Raw genomic sequence first — 14,561 nt, 5'->3', positions numbered from 1 at the left:
TGCCCTGCCCTTACGTCCATTCCGCTGTCGCGGCTGCTTGCTGGAAACCCCGATGCATAACCGGGACATTTGAAAACGGCTGCAGGTGGGACATCTGAAAATGGTTGCAACATTGCTTGTAGCGCCCGAATTAGAATCTATGGTCACCCTCCGATTTGCAACCTCGGAATTCTGGCGGTGTTGGCTTGCCCAAATCTTACATGGACGCCGCCGTTTGCCAAGGAAGAAATCCGTGACGTCGATAGGAAGAAGATTGCGAACTTACATCCGGCCTTCGGGCGTAATGCTTGCCTCTGACCTCTATGGATTTCGCTGGTGACAGCCCCATTTATCCGACGAGCTTTATGCTCACTGATTTGGTCGGGTTTCGGTCACCCCGGTCTTACCTATTTGCCATCACAGCTCTCTTACTCGCGCAACCTGTTGGCGTATTTGCCGCTTGAATTTGCTTTAGGCCGGTCTGATATTGCCGACCGGGACGGCGGCAATATCAGACCGGAACCCTTCATTACGAGTCAACATCGCCCAAACCACCCTTGCCATCTTGTTGGCTTGGGCAATTGCAGCGACGTTGGTGTTGCGCCGTAACGCTAGGCGTGACAGCCAGCTTCCGGCGCGCTCTGGTTTTCTTAGAGTGTGGCCCAGTACCGCCCGAGCGCCATGTACCAGTAGCTGACGCAGATACACGTCTCCTCGTTTGCTGATCCCTTGTAATCGCTCTTTACCGCCACTGGAACACTGTTTCGGAACGAGCCCGAGGAAGGCCGCCAACTGACGGCCGTTCTTGAACTGGTGGATTTGATCCCCTACGCTTGCCACCAGAGCCGTCGAGGTGATCGGGCCAATACCAGGCACTTCTTCCAGGCGACGACAAGCTTCAGAGTCCTTTGCAAGTGTGCGCAGCTGAAGGTCAATTTCCTGCACATGGCGATCCAGCACAAGCAGATGCGATAGCAGCCGCTGAGTCAGCCCCCGCATAAGAGACGGCAAGCCATTGCTCTCGTCTGCTATGGCACCCTTCACTTCATCTATCAGCGCATTCACGCCGAGCGGTGCAGTGATCCCGAACTCAGCAAGCAACCCACGCAATTGATTGGCCTGTGCCGTTCTTGCCTTGACGAAGCCGGATCTAACCCGATGCTGTGCCAATACGGCTTGAGATGTTTCAGACTTGATCGCGACAAACCGCATACTCGGACGGCTGGCTGCCTCGCAAACTGCCGCCGCGTCTGCCGCGTCGTGTTTGTTCCCCTTGACATAGGGTTTGACGAACTGCGGCGCGATAAGCTTGACCTGGTGATGCAGCGATTGCAGCTTGCGCGCCCAGAAATGCGCACTGCCGCAAGCTTCCATTGCTACTGTGCATGAGGAAAGCTTGGTAAAGAAGGGAATCACTTGGTCCCGGCGCAGAGTCTTCTTGAGCACCGTGTTTCCTTGCCGATCAACACCATGTACAGCAAATACGCGCTTTGCCAAATCTACGCCGATAGTCGTAATATCCATGATGGGCTCCTCGCTCTTGAAGTGGTTGTCGAACTACCACTTTGGCACATTGATGCCGTCAGCGCAGGGGCCCTGTTCGTTTCTACCCCTGCCGTAAAAGAGGCGGCGTCCATACCATTTATCCGGCGTCTGCTTGGAGAATAATCTCCGCGCCACGATGAGAGTCGCGCCTGGCAATCCTAAAAAATGTCTGCGGCTTCGAAAGCCGTTCTAATTTACAGGTTCTTTGCCAGGCCGGTATGCCGTTTCCGTCATCAAGTTCCTGCGGTCGCAAAACCAGGTCGTTACTTCTTCTACTGCTTGTTCGAGAGTCGTTCAGGTGCTCATTGCTGTCGGCGCCTCTCGGAATTCTGTATGTTTGGCGGCCAATGCCCATACCGTGCGTGCCAACTTGTTCGCCAAGGCGCAGGCCACGACGTTTGGATGCCGTCTTGTCAGCATCGATTTGACCCATTCCGCCGTCCGACCAGTCTTGCGATGCACCCAGACCAGATAGGACCGGGCACATTGCACCATCAGCCGCCGGAGTGCCTTATCGCCGCGCTTGCTGATGCCCAGCAGCGTCGGTTTGCCGCCGGTGCTGTACTGTCGCGGCACGAGGCCCAGGCTGGCCGCAAAGTCGCGCCCGCACGAATACTGCTTGCCATCGCCCAGTTCCGCCGACAACAGGCTGGCCGTAATCGGTCCAACTCCAGGGATCGTCATCAGCCGCGTACCCAGGTCATCGTCCTTGAGCTGCCGGGCCAGTTCGTCCTCGACTTCCTTGATCTGCTCCTCCAGGTGCTTGTACTGCGCGTGCAGTCGCTCGAGCAGAACCATCAGCCGTGCTGGCAGGCGGTGTTCTGCCAGTACGGAAGGCAGTCGTTTGATCACGCCCGGACCGGTGGGCAAGCTGATACCGAACTCCAGCAGGAAGCCGTGGATCTGGTTGCTGGTCTTCACGCGATCGCGCACGAGCGACTCCCGGACGCGGTGCCAGGCGCCTAGCACTTGCTGTTCCTCGGTCTTGGGCGTCACAAAGCGCATCGAAGGACGGGAAGCTGCTTCACAAATGGCTTCGGCATCGATGAAGTCGTTCTTGTTGGCCTTGACGAATGGCTTGACGAACTGCGGCGAGATCAGCTTGACCTGGTGTCCAAACGCGGTCAGCTGCCGCGCCAGATAATGGGCGCCGGCGCAGGCTTCCATGACCACAGTGCAACATTGGAGCTTGGCAAGGAGCTCGATCATTTGGGTTCGGTTGCACTTCTTGCGCAGCAGTGACCTGCCCTGACGATCCTGGCCATGTAGGTGGAAGGAATGCTTGCCGAGGTCAATGCCGACGAGGGTCACAGTGTTCATGCTCGATCTCCGTCCAAAGAGAGCACCTTACTACGGTGTCCGGTGCTCGGTGGAAGGTGACCATCCCATTATGTCTCAATCTAGCCAGATTCAAATGTCCATTTTCTGGCTAGGTCAAGCTGGAACTTCCTTTCCTTTCAAGGAGTTCCGCCATGGCGAACCATGGACTGATCACGATGAGCATGCGCGAGCTCGACCGACTCAAGATCATCCAGTCTGTTGCGGATGGGAACATGCATATCTTGACGGCGGCTCGCAAGCTTGGCCTGAGCCGGCGTCAAGTGGATCGGCTTCTTCGGCGATTTCTTGCCGACGGCCCGGCGGGACTGGTATCGCGCAAGCGCGGTCAGGTACATCACCAATTGTCGTCGGAGCTGACCACCATGGCGCTAAACATCATCCGCGACCGGTATGCCGATTTCGGTCCGACCTTGGCTTGCGAGAAGCTGCGCGAAGTCCATGGCATCCATATTGGCAAGGGCAGCCAGGCCAAGGGACGCGTGGAACGGGCGAACCTGACGCTGCAGGACCGGCTGGTGAAGGAATTGCGCTTGCAAGGCATCTCGTCCATGGACGATGCCAATGCGTATGCGCCCTCCTATATCGCCGACCACAACAAGCGCTTCGCCAAACCGCCGCGCAACGATTGGAATGCGCATCGCCCGCTGCTGCCAAGCGAGGATCTGGACACAGTCTTTACCTGGCGCGAACAACGCAAGGTATCGCACGTGCTGACGCTGCAATACGATAAGACGATCTATCTGATCGAAGACACGCGGGCCAATCGCAAGCTGATCGGCAAGTACATTGATATCTACGAATATCCTGCTGGACGGATCGAGTTTCGCGCCGCGGGTGTCACCGTTCCTTACGTTACCTATGATCGCTTACCTCAGGTGGATCAGGGCGCAATCGTTGACAACAAGCGGCTCGGGCACGTGCTGGAGGTGGTCCAGGCGGTGCAGCAACAACGTGATGACCGCCGCAGTCAAGGCGATGTGCCGGCACGGACCAATCGTGGACAGAGGCCTGCTCATGGGAAGGCAGTGCCGGGGAAGAAACGGCAACGCCAACTGGATGCGCAGGATGTGGAACGGGCGCTACGCAGCAAGGTGCTGCATTGAAGCGCGTCGTGCGCGGTGATCTTGCTGGCGGGCGAAGTAATGAAGCCCTGCCCTGCCCTTACGCCCATTCCGCTGTCGCGGCTGCTTGCTGGAAACCCCAATGCATAACCGGGACATTTGAAAACGGCTGCAGGTGGGACATCTGAAAATGGTTGCAACATTGCTTGTGGGAGCCATTTTAAAATGGCTCAATCTAGCCAGATTCAAATGTCCATTTTCTGGCTACGACAAGCTGCAATCTCCTTTTGCGCATACCAGCGCTTATCCGTTCAGGAGCGTTCTGAGCGCCTCGTTCAGAAAACGTGCATCGACCGGATTGTTGAAAGGCATACCTGCACGGTGCCCCCATACTGACGGAATCACTTCAACGCGCGCATCGCGCATGCATTCAACTTCTCGAAGGTTGTCCTCGACCTGGAAATAAAGGTCGGTTTCGCCCGGCAAAATCAAGGCGCGCGCGGTAATGGCGCCGAGTGCCCTGCGGAAATCTCCTCCGTACTCATCGTTCGCGCTGATATCCGCGTGCTGCCAGGTCCACATGTGCGCCAGCAGGTTGACCGGATCGCGCCGGAAAAATCCCGCTTCCCATTGACTGACGAGGTAATCCTCGAGCGAGGAGCAGCCGAGTTCTCGCCACACCTCCTCGCGGTAGAACGTTTGCGACATTCCCCATCCTGCGTACACGCGGCTCATGGCACGCAGGCCGCGTTCCGGAAACGCGACGAAGCGGCCATCCTGATAATTCACGTCGGCCGTCAACGCGTGACGGATGCCTTCGATAAACACCTTGTTATGCGGTGACGTGCGCGCCGCGCCGCACACTACGGCGAGGCGGGCCACCGAATCCGGATAGCTTGATGCCCACTGGTAAGCCTGCATCCCGCCCATGGACCAGCCGCACACCAGAGCGAAGCGCTTGATGCCGATCTCCTCAAGTGCCAGGCGACGTTGAGCCCGGACGTTGTCGAGGATCGTGCAGTTCGGCCAGCGGGAGTGATTGAACGGCGGCTGTGCATTGCTGGGCGACGACGAGAAGCCGTTGCCGATCATGTTCGCGATCACGATGAAGTAATGTTGCGGATCGAGCGCCTGCCCCGGTCCGATCATCCATTCCAGGTCACGATGGTTGGCGGCAAACGGAGTGAGCATCAGGATCGCATTGGACCGGTCCGCGTTCAGTTGTCCATAGGTCTGGTATGCAAGCTTGAGGTCCCGAAAGGTGATGCCCGATTGCAGCACCTGGTTCCCCACGTCGAACACGCGGTACTCTTGCGTCATTTTGTCTCTCCCGGCGTGACGGTCTGCATCACGCTCACATGCGCGGCGACGATTTTCCACCCCTCTTCCGTGCGCAGCCAGGTCTGGCTTTGGCGTCCCGGGCCGTTCATGCTGGCACGATAAAACTCGGTATTGGCCGTCGCGTAATCCCGCCCATAGGTCGTGATTACCGTGTTTCGCAATTTACGCGCCAGATCGACTGCCGGCCGCGCCGCGCGGAACGCGGCGATTTGGTCGATTCCATACTGGTTCTTGTCGACGCCGTAACGCAGCGTCAGCGGACTGTCCCAGAAAAAACCGTTGAGCGTAGCGATATCGTTGGTCACGAGCGCTTTCTCATAACGGTCGAACATCGCGGTCATTTCCTCGACGACATCGGGAAGATTGATTTCATGCATGAACGATTCCTCGATCACCTCGATTATTTCTCCGGCCGCTTCATCTGGCAGGACGTCGGCAGCATCGACTGGTCCGCCGACAGCAGCACCTTCGTCTCGAAGCCCAGGCCGCTGCCCTCTACGTCATTCTTTGCTTTGGGCGAGCCGGCGTTCGTCATGCGGGCGATCACCATCGGCATCTGCAGCTGGTGGTCATCCCGGCGCAAGGTCACGCGTCCCATGTCCGAGTCCCACGACAAGTCTTCCATGGCGGACGCGACTTTCAGCGGATCGATCGACTTCGCCTTCTCGATGCCGGCGACCAGGGCGTCCATGGCATAGCGGATGCGGTAATAGTACAACTCGTCCTTGGGGGCCGGCAGCGCCTTGCGATAATCGGCATAGAATTTTTCGGTCTTCGGATTGGCGAGGTTGTTATGCCACTCCGCCACGACATTTACCTTATCCGCACCCGCGGTGCCGATTGCCGTCGCGGTTCCCGGCCCATAGGCATTGTAGGTGTAGTACTTCACATCCAGGTTGGATTCCTTCCCCGCCTTGACGAGCAGCGACAGGTCGTTCCCCCAGTTGCCCGTGATGACCGTGTCGGCGCCCGAGGCGCGGATTTTCGTGACATAAGGCTGGAAGTCCTTGACCTTCCCGATCGGGTGCAGGTCGTCGCCGACAATCTGGATGTCCGGGCGCTTGGCCTTCAACATTTCCTTCGCGGCGCGCGACACCTGGTGGCCGAAGGAATAATCCTGGCCGATGATGTATACCTTCTTGATGCGGGAATCTTCCTTGAGGTAATTCGTCAGCGCCTGCATCTTCATGTCTGAATGCGCGTCGAACCGGAAATGCCAGAAGCTGCACTTGCTATTGGTAAAGTCCGGATCGATCGATGCGAAATTCAGGTAGAGGGCGCGATTGTCCGGGTTGCGGACGTTGTTCTTGTCGAGTTCCTCGATGATCGCGCCACCCACGCTAGAGCCATTGCCACCGATGACAAAAGGAATCTTGCGGTCATGCACGTTCTTCATCGCGGCCAGGGTTTCCTGCGGCGACAACTTGTTGTCGAAGGAAACGATCTCGAATTTTCGCCCGCCTAGCACGCCCCCGCGGTCGTTGATCTGGTTGACCAGGTAAGTCAAGGTTGCGAGTTCGTTCTCGCCGATGTTCGCCATCGAGCCGGACAGCGGATCGACAAAGGCAATCTTGACGGTGTCGGCGGCGTGAGCGGCCACGGCAAAACCGACGGCTACCGCGAATCCGGCTAACTTCATGGACGTCATAGGCATGGACTTTCCTTGGTAACGGGGATCAATGATTTTTCAACGCGATGCGGCGCTGGCGGCTGGGGCAATCGGCGAACGGGCGATGCCGGCCTGTTCAAGTACGTGGGCTACCCTGAAACAGAGATCTTCACGCCATGGACGGGCAATCACCTGCACGCCCAAGGGCATGGCGCCCTCGCGCACATAGGGAACCGTGATGGTGGGCAGCCCGATGAACGAGATTGGCTGGGTCAGCATGCCCATGTAAGCGCGCGGAGCCATTTCATGCCCGCGAACCTTGATAGAAGCGGCTCCGATCGGCGTGGCGCTTCGAGGCGCCGCCGGTGCCAGGATCACATCCACATCAGAGAACAAGGCATTGACGTGGTCGCGGAACCACTGCCGAAAGCGTTGTGCCTGCACGTACCAGGCTGCCGGGGCAATCGCGCCTGCGATAAGCCTGTTGACGGTGCGCGGTTCAAAGTCGGCCTGGCGCACCTGCAGGTTAGGCAGATGAATGTTTCCGGCTTCGACGGCGGTGATTACATAGGCAGCGGCCCGCGCCTTGTCGGCGTGTTCGAGCGTGACGCGTCTGGTGGCGCCGAGTAACCTGGCGAACTCGGCGACCGCTTCCAGAACATCGTCCTCGGCATAGTGTTCGAAGTAATCCCCGGCCACTGCAATGCGCAAGCCGTCGATGCCCCCACGCATCGTGCCTGTCACGGGTTCGGCCGCGCGGCTGGCGGTCAGGCGGTCGCGATGGTCCGGTCCAAGCATCGCGTCGTAGCATGCGGCCAGATCGTCGACACTGCGCGCGAAGGCGCCGACGGTATCCAGGCTTGGCGCCAGCGGAAAAGTGCCGGCCCGGCTGACGCGACCAAAGGTCGGCTTGATACCGAAGGTTCCGCACAGCGCGGACGGCAGCCGAACGGAGCCGTTCGTGTCGGACCCCAGCGTCAGCGGCACCAGTCCGGAGGCGACGGCGGCAGCCGACCCGCCGGAAGAGCCGCCGGCGATGGCATTGAGATCGTGCGGGTTGCGCACCGGACCGTAATGCGTGTTTTCGGTGGTGAAACCGTAGGCATACTCATCCATGTTGAGCATGCCTACCAGCACCGCGCCGGCGTCCCGCAACCGGCGCACCGCTGTCGCATCGGCGGCTGCGGGCGGCAGGTCGGCGTTGATCTTTGAGCCGGCCAGCGTCGTGACGCCTTCCACGTCGAACAGGTTCTTCACGGCGTACGGCACGCCCGCGAGCGGACCCGGATCCTGGCCGGCGGCAAGCTTGGCATCGATGGCACGCGCTTCCTGCAGCGCGCGCTCGGCGGTCGTTCCGGTAAAGCAGTTATAGGCGGCGTCTCGGTCGCGAACGGCAGCCAGCGTCTCGCGGACCACATCGACGGCAGAGGTTCGTCCGGAGCGCACCGCGTGCACAATGTCGATCGCATTGGCGGTCAGCAGGCTCATGGGACGAATACCTGCGCCGGTTCGATGTGAGGCTCCAGCGCGAAAGACATCACTTCTTGCGCCATCGATTCCAGCAATTGGGCGGCGGCGACAACGGCAGGCACCGCATCGGGGGCGATCGGCAGTGCCTGTGCGAGCGCAGCCTGGACAATATAGTCTTCGAGGTTCAGGGGCATGATCTGCTTCCTTGGCGCAATATGGTGCCGACGCCGTGGCGGGCGGCATACGGCTTTTTACAAATGATATTTGGCGGTGCTGATGCGCATCGCCCCTTCTCATCCTGTCGGACACTGGAGGTTCAAGCAGAGTTTAGTCACGGAGTTACCCTGTTACAATGCACAAAATTACCGGTTAGCCCTGCATAAATGCAGGGCCGCCATCCCGAAGGCAGGCGACAATGTTTGATTGGTCGGATCTTCAATACTTCCTGGAGGTGCACCGCACAGGAAAGCTGGCCGCGGCTGCCCGCCGGGCCGGCGTGGACCAGACGACCGTATCGCGCCGCCTGCAAAACCTGGAGCGCGCCATCGGCTCAAAGCTGTTCGACGCCACGCCCAAGGGATATCAGTTGAGCGCGGCGGGCAGGAAATTGCTTCCCCATGCGGAGGCGATGGAAAGCCTGGGCGCCGCAATAGAAGAAGAAATCGCCGGCCGTGACTTCGCATTGTCCGGCAAGGTACGCATCGGCGTGACCGAGGGCTTGGGAAGCATATTTCTCGCCCAGCACATGGCCGCCATGCGCGCCGCATTGCCGAACGTGGATATCGAACTCATGTCGGTGCCGCGCTTCGTCGATATCTTCAATCGGGAAGCGGATATTGCCATCGGGCAGGAGCGACCGGTTGCCGGACGTTTAGTCACTTCCAAACTAAGCGACTACAAGCTGCGCCTTTATGCGTCCCCGGCTTACCTGGATCGGCATTCGCCCATCCGCTGTCCGGAGGACCTTGTCGAGCACTCCCTGATCGGCTACATCGACGACCTGCTCTATTCCGGCGAGCTGAATTATCTCCCGGACATCTGCTCGCACGCGCGCGTGGCGGTACGCAGCACGAGCATCATCGCGCAATATCATGCGGCGCTGGGCGGCGCGGGTATCGCTGTGCTCCCCTGCTTCATGGTGCGGCCAAATGACGGCCTCGTATGCGTGCTGGGCGACGTGGTGGAGCTGACGCTTTCCTACTGGCTCACCTCGCGCAGCGAACTGATGAAGCTGGCACGCGTGCGCGCAGTCTGGGATCAGGTTCGACTATTGATGCAGCAGCACCAGGCGGTGTTTACTGGCGGCTGATCGCTGCAAGGCCTCCTGGTGCATGCCTGCGTCACACCGGATAAGGGGCCTTTATCCGAATTGATAACTCGAGTTTGTCATCCCGAGAAGTCTCGCAAAACCGAATCCATCACGTAGTCGTAACTCAGATGATGCATCCATCCTTCAGGCGCTGAAGCGCGGATGCATCCAGACCCAGCCAGTCGGCCAGCACCTCGTCGGTATGCTGACCCAAGAGCGGTGGCGCACGCCGATATTCAATGGGGGACCCTGACAGTCGGATCGGGTTGGCCACCAGCGGCACTTCTCCAGCCAAAGGATGGGGCAGCTTCACGCACAACTCCCGTGCCTTGACCTGTGGATCGTCGAATACTTGATCGATGCGGTTGATCGGCCCGCATGGCACGCTTGCCCGCTCCAGCGCTTCCATCCAATCGCGCGTGGTGCGGAATACCGTTGCCTGTCGCAGCAGCGGTAATAGCACCGCCCTGTTCTCGACGCGGCCACGGTTGCTGGCAAAGCGTTCATCGCTGGCCCACTCGGGGTGTCCAGCGATCTCGCAAAAACGGGCGAATTGGGTGTCGTTGCCGATGGCGAGGATCATGTCACCGTCGGCGGTCGGGAAGTCCTGGTAAGGCACGATGTTCGGGTGGGCATTGCCCATGCGCTCGGGTACCATGTCGCCGATCAGGTAATTGGCCGCCTGGTTCAGGAAGTCGTAGCCGGCGCGGGCGGCATACGGACCGTCTTGCCCAAAACCGGTGATCGAGGCATATACCAGGCGCGGATTCAGTTGCAGCAGCGCTTCAGCATCGAGCCCATACTGCCGTAGGCCGCCGACCTTGAAGTTTTCGAGCAGAACATCCGCCTTGCACGCCAGATCGCGGATAAGCGCCTGGGCTTCCAAGGAACTGATGTCAATCGTCAGCGAGCGCTTGTTGGACCGACAGCAGCAGTATTCATGCTAGAACGCGGCGATGCCGGTCTGCTCGCGGCCGAGGATGAGGGCGTGAATGTCATGCGTGCCCTCGTAGGTGTTGACCACCTCCAGGTTCACCATGTGCCGGATCACGCCATACTCGTCCGAGATGCCGTTCCCGCCCAGCATGTCCCGCGCCAGCCGCGCTACCTCCAGCGCCTTGCCGCAGGAATTGCGCTTGAGCATCGACGTGATCGCCACCGCTGCCGTGCCCTCGTCCTTCATCCGCCCCAGCCGCAGGCAGCCCTGCAAGCCCAGACTGATCTCCGTCTGCATGTCCGCCAGCTTCTTCTGGATCAGCTGGTTCGCCGCCAACGGCTTGCCGAACTGCTTGCGGTCCAGCACGTACTGCCGCGCCGTATGCCAGCACGCCTCGGCCGCGCCCAGCGCGCCCCAGGCAATGCCGTAGCGCGCCGAGTTCAGGCAGGTGAACGGCCCCTTCAGGCCGCGCACCTCGGGAAACGCGTTCTCTTCCGGGCAGAACACCTCGTCCATCACGATCTCGCCGGTGATCGAGGCGCGCAGGCCGAACTTGCCATGGATGGCCGGCGCGCTCAAGCCTTTCATTCCCTTTTCCAGCACGAAGCCGCGGATCGCGCCTTCATCGTCCTTGGCCCAGACCACGAACACGTCGGCGATCGGCGAGTTGGAGATCCACATCTTGGCGCCGGACAGCGAATAGCCGCCGGGCACCTTGCGGGCGCGGGTGACCATGGAGCCGGGGTCGGAGCCGTGGTTGGGTTCGGTCAGGCCGAAGCAGCCGATCCATTCGCCGGTGGCGAGCTTGGGCAGGTATTTCTGTTTCTGGGCCTCGGTGCCGAATTCGTAGATGGGCACCATGACGAGGGAGGATTGCACGCTCATCATGGAGCGGTAACCGGAGTCGACGCGCTCGACCTCGCGGGCGATGAGGCCGTAGCTGACGTAGTTCAGGCCGGGGCCGCCGTACTGTTCGGGGATGGTGGGGCCGAGCAGGCCGAGTTCGCCCATCTCGCGGAAGATGGAGGGGTCGGTGGTTTCGTTGCGGAAGGCTTCGAGCACGCGCGGCTGCAGCTTGTCCTGGCAGTAGGCCTGGGCGGCGTCGCGCACCATGCGTTCTTCGTCGGTGAGCTGCTGGTCCAGCAGCAGCGGGTCGTCCCAGTGGAATTGCGCTTTCATTGTCGGTTCTCCTCGGTTCAAATTCAGATGCGTTCAAGAACGACGGCCAGCCCCTGGCCGACGCCGATGCACAGGCTCACGACCGCGTAGCGCCCATTGCGCCGCGCGAGTTCCCGGCTTGCCGTCAGGGCCAGGCGGGCGCCCGAGGCGCCGAGCGGGTGGCCGACCGCGATCGCGCCGCCGTTCGGATTCACGCGCGCATCGTCGAAGGCGATGCCGAGCAGCTTGAGGCAGCCCAGCACCTGGCTCGCGAAGGCTTCGTTGATCTCGATGATGTCCATGTCGTTCAGCGTCAGGTCCGCGCGCTCGAGCGCCTTGCGGATCGCCTGCACCGGGCCGACGCCCATGATGCGCGGCTCGACGCCGGCCACCGCCGCGGCGCGGATGCGCACCATCGGGGCCTTGCCGGCTTTTTCGCCGGCGGCGCGGCTGCCGATCAGCAGGGCCGCGGCGCCGTCATTGATGCCGGAGGCGTTGCCCGCGGTGACCACGCCGCCTTCGAACAGCGGCTTGAGCTTGGCGAGCGACGCCATGGTGGCGTCGGGACGCGGATGTTCATCCTGGTCGACCACGACCGGCGGCGTCTTGCGGCCGGTGGGCACGCTGATCGGGTGGATCTCGCCCTGGAAGAAACCGTCCTGCAGGGCCGCGTGATACTTCATCTGCGAAGCCAGGGCGAAGGCATCGGCATCCTCGCGGCTGATGCCGAAGTCGCGGGCGACGTTGTCGCCAGTCTCGGGCATGGTGTGCGCGCCATGCTCGGCGAGCACCTTCGGGTTGGGGAAGCGCGCGCCGATGGTGGTGTCGAAGACCTTGAAGTCGCGGCTGAACGCGGACTCGGACTTGGCCACGACGAAGGGCGCGCGGCTCATGCTTTCCACGCCGCCGGCGATGAACAGCTCGCCTTCGCGGCAGGTCACGGCGCGGGCCGCGTCCATCACCGCCGCCAGGCCGGAGGCGCACAGGCGGTTGACGGTCTGGCCGCCCACCGTCACCGGCAGGCCGGCTGCGAGCAGAGCGTTGCGCGCGACGTTGCGGGAATCCTCGCCAGCCTGGTTGGTGTCGCCGAGAATGACATCCTCGATGGCATCCGCCGGCCAGGGATTGCGTGCGACGAGCGCGCGCATGACCTCGGCGACGAGGTCGTCGGGGCGCACCGCCGCGAGCGCGCCGCCGTGGCGGCCGATCGGCGAACGCAGGCCGTCGTAGATGTAGGCGTCAAGCATGGATCAGATCTCCTTGTGTTGAAGCGATAGGCCGAGCAGGGCGCGGCGCTGCAGCCACGGGCTGGCGCGGTAGCGCGCGTCACCGGTAAGCTGTTCGAGGTTTTTCAGAATGGTGAGAACCGTCATCGGGCCGAGGCGGTCGCCCCAGGTCAGCGGGCCGACCGGATAGCCGAGGCCGAGGGTGACGGCGCGGTCGATGTCTTCCGGTGCGGCGATGTCCTGCTGCGCGATCTCGCAGGCAACGTTCACGATGTGGGCAACCACGCGCTGGGTCACGAGGCCCGCGCTGTCGCGGATCACGCTGACCGGCACGCCGGTGGCGTTCAGCACGCCGACCGCCTGCGCCAGCGCCTCCGCGGTGGTGGCGGGATTTGTCATGACCACGCGCCGCTTGCTGGCGTCGAACAGGGCTTCCACGCCCACGGTGCGGCGCGGATCGAGGCCCTCGCGCGCGCAGCAGGTGGTGACGTCTTCGCCGAGCGGCGTGACGATGCACAGCGCGTCATCGCTGGGCTTGCTGCCGGACTCGATGGACACGCCGGCCGCCGACACGAGGTTGGCGACCCGCTCGGCCATCTCGGGCCGCTCGTTGCTCAACCAGACCGCGCGCGGCCTGGCGCTCGCTTGCTGCGGTTCGGCGATCTCCTGCTTCTTGCCGTCCGGGTAATGATAGAAGCCATGGCCGGTCTTGCGGCCGAGCGCGCCGGCAGTCAGCATCTGGCGCGTCAGCACCTGCGGGCGGAAGCGCGGCTCTTCGTAGTACTGCTGATAGATCGATTCCATGACCGGGTGCGACACGTCCAGGCCGGTCAGGTCGAGCAGTTCGCAGGGGCCGAGCCGGAAGCCGGCGGTATCGCGCAGGATCGCGTCCAGCGCCGGCACGCTGGCGATGTTCTCGTTCAGGATGCGCAGGCCTTCGGTGCCGTAGCCCCGGCCGGCATGATTGACGATGAATCCCGGCGTGTCCTTGGCGCGCACCGCGGCATGGCCCCACTGGGCGCCGAGCGCCAGCATGTAGTCGACCACCGCGGCGTCGGTCAGGAAGCCGCCGATGACCTCGACGATCTTCATCAGCGGTACGGGATTGAAGAAATGGAAGCCGGCAACGCGCTCGGGGCGCTGCAGCCCGGCGGCGATCGCCGTCACCGGCAGGGATGAGGTGTTGGTGGCGAGGATGGCGTCGGGGCCGGCGACCTGTTCCAGCGAGGCAAACAGCGACCGCTTGGCAGCCAGGTCTTCGACGATCGCCTCGACGATCACGTGGCAGCCGGCGAGCTGTTCCAGTGCAGGACAGGCTTGCAGGCGCTGGCCCGCGGCTTCCGCCTTCGCGGCATCCAGCTTGCCTTTTTCCACCAGCTTGCCGAAGGTCGCCGTCAATTCCTTGTGCGCGGCTTCGGCGCCGCCCTCGCGGGTGTCGAACATGCGGACGGTCGCGCCGGAGAGCACCGCGATCTGCGCGATGCCCCGCCCCATGACGCCGCAACCGACGAGTCCCACGACGAGATCTGCAGAACCTGGCTGGGGAAGCATCTGGGTGTTCATATTTTCTCCTTTTTGTTCTGCA

The 14,561-nt window shown here is 61.7% G+C and carries 12 protein-coding genes and 1 pseudogene; 2 read left to right on the top strand and 11 right to left on the bottom strand.

The window, feature by feature from the left end; all coding sequences use genetic code 11:
* Window positions 1-450 precede the first annotated feature (450 nt).
* Together G3574_RS06855 and G3574_RS06850 are read right to left on the bottom strand one after the other, a co-directional pair.
* Complete coding sequence (locus G3574_RS06855) at window positions 451-1,503, bottom strand: IS110 family RNA-guided transposase (protein WP_163961363.1); 1,053 nt, start codon at window positions 1,501-1,503, stop codon at window positions 451-453.
* A gap of 315 nt (window positions 1,504-1,818) precedes the next feature.
* Window positions 1,819-2,844, bottom strand: coding sequence for an IS110 family RNA-guided transposase (locus G3574_RS06850; protein WP_163961361.1), 1,026 nt, complete (start codon window positions 2,842-2,844; stop codon window positions 1,819-1,821).
* A 152-nt stretch (window positions 2,845-2,996) separates the two neighbouring features.
* On the opposite strand from G3574_RS06850, the gene G3574_RS06845 reads away from it, so the two are divergent.
* Window positions 2,997-3,968: a helix-turn-helix domain-containing protein gene (locus G3574_RS06845; protein ID WP_163961359.1), complete on the top strand. Its 972-nt coding sequence runs from the start codon at window positions 2,997-2,999 to the stop codon at window positions 3,966-3,968.
* 261 nt (window positions 3,969-4,229) lie between these two features.
* On the opposite strand, the gene G3574_RS06840 is transcribed toward G3574_RS06845, so the two are convergent.
* Genes G3574_RS06840 through G3574_RS06820 form a run of 5 tightly spaced genes read right to left on the bottom strand, consistent with a single transcriptional unit; the run spans window position 4,230 to window position 8,540 of the window.
* On the bottom strand, window positions 4,230-5,246 hold the full coding sequence (locus G3574_RS06840) for an alpha/beta fold hydrolase (protein WP_163961357.1): 1,017 nt from the start codon (window positions 5,244-5,246) through the stop codon (window positions 4,230-4,232).
* Window positions 5,243-5,644 carry an oxalurate catabolism protein HpxZ gene (hpxZ, locus tag G3574_RS06835; RefSeq protein ID WP_163961355.1) on the bottom strand — a complete coding sequence of 134 codons (402 nt, stop codon included), beginning with the start codon at window positions 5,642-5,644 and terminating at the stop codon, window positions 5,243-5,245. The genes G3574_RS06840 and hpxZ overlap by 4 nt, the downstream gene beginning before the upstream one ends.
* 23 nt (window positions 5,645-5,667) lie before the next feature.
* A complete protein-coding gene (locus G3574_RS06830) occupies window positions 5,668-6,921 on the bottom strand; it encodes a branched-chain amino acid ABC transporter substrate-binding protein (RefSeq protein WP_235953107.1) in 1,254 nt (417 codons plus the stop codon).
* A 33-nt stretch (window positions 6,922-6,954) separates the two neighbouring features.
* Window positions 6,955-8,364 (bottom strand): AtzE family amidohydrolase, encoded by a 1,410-nt coding sequence (locus tag G3574_RS06825; protein WP_163961353.1) that lies wholly within the window; start codon window positions 8,362-8,364, stop codon window positions 6,955-6,957.
* Window positions 8,361-8,540 carry an AtzG-like protein gene (locus tag G3574_RS06820; protein ID WP_163961351.1) on the bottom strand — a complete coding sequence of 60 codons (180 nt, stop codon included), beginning with the start codon at window positions 8,538-8,540 and terminating at the stop codon, window positions 8,361-8,363. The genes G3574_RS06825 and G3574_RS06820 overlap by 4 nt, the downstream gene beginning before the upstream one ends.
* Window positions 8,541-8,761: 221 nt before the next feature.
* Here G3574_RS06820 and G3574_RS06815 point away from each other — a divergent pair, with 221 nt between their 5' ends.
* Window positions 8,762-9,655, top strand: coding sequence for a LysR family transcriptional regulator (locus G3574_RS06815; RefSeq protein ID WP_163961348.1), 894 nt, complete (start codon window positions 8,762-8,764; stop codon window positions 9,653-9,655).
* Between the two features lie 124 nt (window positions 9,656-9,779).
* On the opposite strand, the pseudogene G3574_RS06810 reads toward G3574_RS06815, so the two are convergent.
* The 4 genes and pseudogenes from G3574_RS06810 to G3574_RS06795 all read right to left on the bottom strand — a co-directional run.
* A pseudogene (locus tag G3574_RS06810) lies at window positions 9,780-10,592 on the bottom strand (CaiB/BaiF CoA transferase family protein); the annotation flags it as partial.
* Window positions 10,593-10,598: 6 nt separating this feature from the next.
* A complete protein-coding gene (locus G3574_RS06805; RefSeq protein ID WP_163961346.1) occupies window positions 10,599-11,771 on the bottom strand; it encodes an acyl-CoA dehydrogenase in 1,173 nt (390 codons plus the stop codon).
* A gap of 23 nt (window positions 11,772-11,794) precedes the next feature.
* The gene (locus G3574_RS06800) at window positions 11,795-12,997 is read right to left on the bottom strand and encodes a 3-oxoadipyl-CoA thiolase (protein WP_163961344.1); all 1,203 of its coding nucleotides are present in this window, start codon (window positions 12,995-12,997) and stop codon (window positions 11,795-11,797) included.
* Window positions 12,998-13,000: 3 nt separating this feature from the next.
* Window positions 13,001-14,539, bottom strand: coding sequence for a 3-hydroxyacyl-CoA dehydrogenase (locus tag G3574_RS06795; protein WP_163961342.1), 1,539 nt, complete (start codon window positions 14,537-14,539; stop codon window positions 13,001-13,003).
* Between the last annotated feature and the right edge of the window lie 22 nt (window positions 14,540-14,561).

The organism is Noviherbaspirillum galbum, assembly GCF_010974945.1.
GTDB lineage: Bacteria > Pseudomonadota > Gammaproteobacteria > Burkholderiales > Burkholderiaceae_D > Noviherbaspirillum > Noviherbaspirillum galbum.
Note: the sequence above shows the minus strand (reverse complement) of the source record. Positions and strands in the feature narration are given on the sequence as shown.

Bases quoted from the DNA above. Each gene is read 5' to 3' on its own strand.
- G3574_RS06855 (WP_163961363.1), bottom strand. From the start codon at position 1,503: ATGGATATTACGACTATCGGCGTAGATTTGGCAAAGCGCGTATTTGCT.
- G3574_RS06850 (WP_163961361.1), bottom strand. From the start codon at position 2,844: ATGAACACTGTGACCCTCGTCGGCATTGACCTCGGCAAGCATTCCTTC.
- G3574_RS06845 (WP_163961359.1), top strand. From the start codon at position 2,997: ATGGCGAACCATGGACTGATCACGATGAGCATGCGCGAGCTCGACCGA.
- G3574_RS06840 (WP_163961357.1), bottom strand. From the start codon at position 5,246: ATGACGCAAGAGTACCGCGTGTTCGACGTGGGGAACCAGGTGCTGCAA.
- hpxZ (WP_163961355.1), bottom strand. From the start codon at position 5,644: ATGCATGAAATCAATCTTCCCGATGTCGTCGAGGAAATGACCGCGATG.
- G3574_RS06830 (WP_235953107.1), bottom strand. From the start codon at position 6,921: ATGCCTATGACGTCCATGAAGTTAGCCGGATTCGCGGTAGCCGTCGGT.
- G3574_RS06825 (WP_163961353.1), bottom strand. From the start codon at position 8,364: ATGAGCCTGCTGACCGCCAATGCGATCGACATTGTGCACGCGGTGCGC.
- G3574_RS06820 (WP_163961351.1), bottom strand. From the start codon at position 8,540: ATGCCCCTGAACCTCGAAGACTATATTGTCCAGGCTGCGCTCGCACAG.
- G3574_RS06815 (WP_163961348.1), top strand. From the start codon at position 8,762: ATGTTTGATTGGTCGGATCTTCAATACTTCCTGGAGGTGCACCGCACA.
- G3574_RS06805 (WP_163961346.1), bottom strand. From the start codon at position 11,771: ATGAAAGCGCAATTCCACTGGGACGACCCGCTGCTGCTGGACCAGCAG.
- G3574_RS06800 (WP_163961344.1), bottom strand. From the start codon at position 12,997: ATGCTTGACGCCTACATCTACGACGGCCTGCGTTCGCCGATCGGCCGC.
- G3574_RS06795 (WP_163961342.1), bottom strand. From the start codon at position 14,539: ATGAACACCCAGATGCTTCCCCAGCCAGGTTCTGCAGATCTCGTCGTG.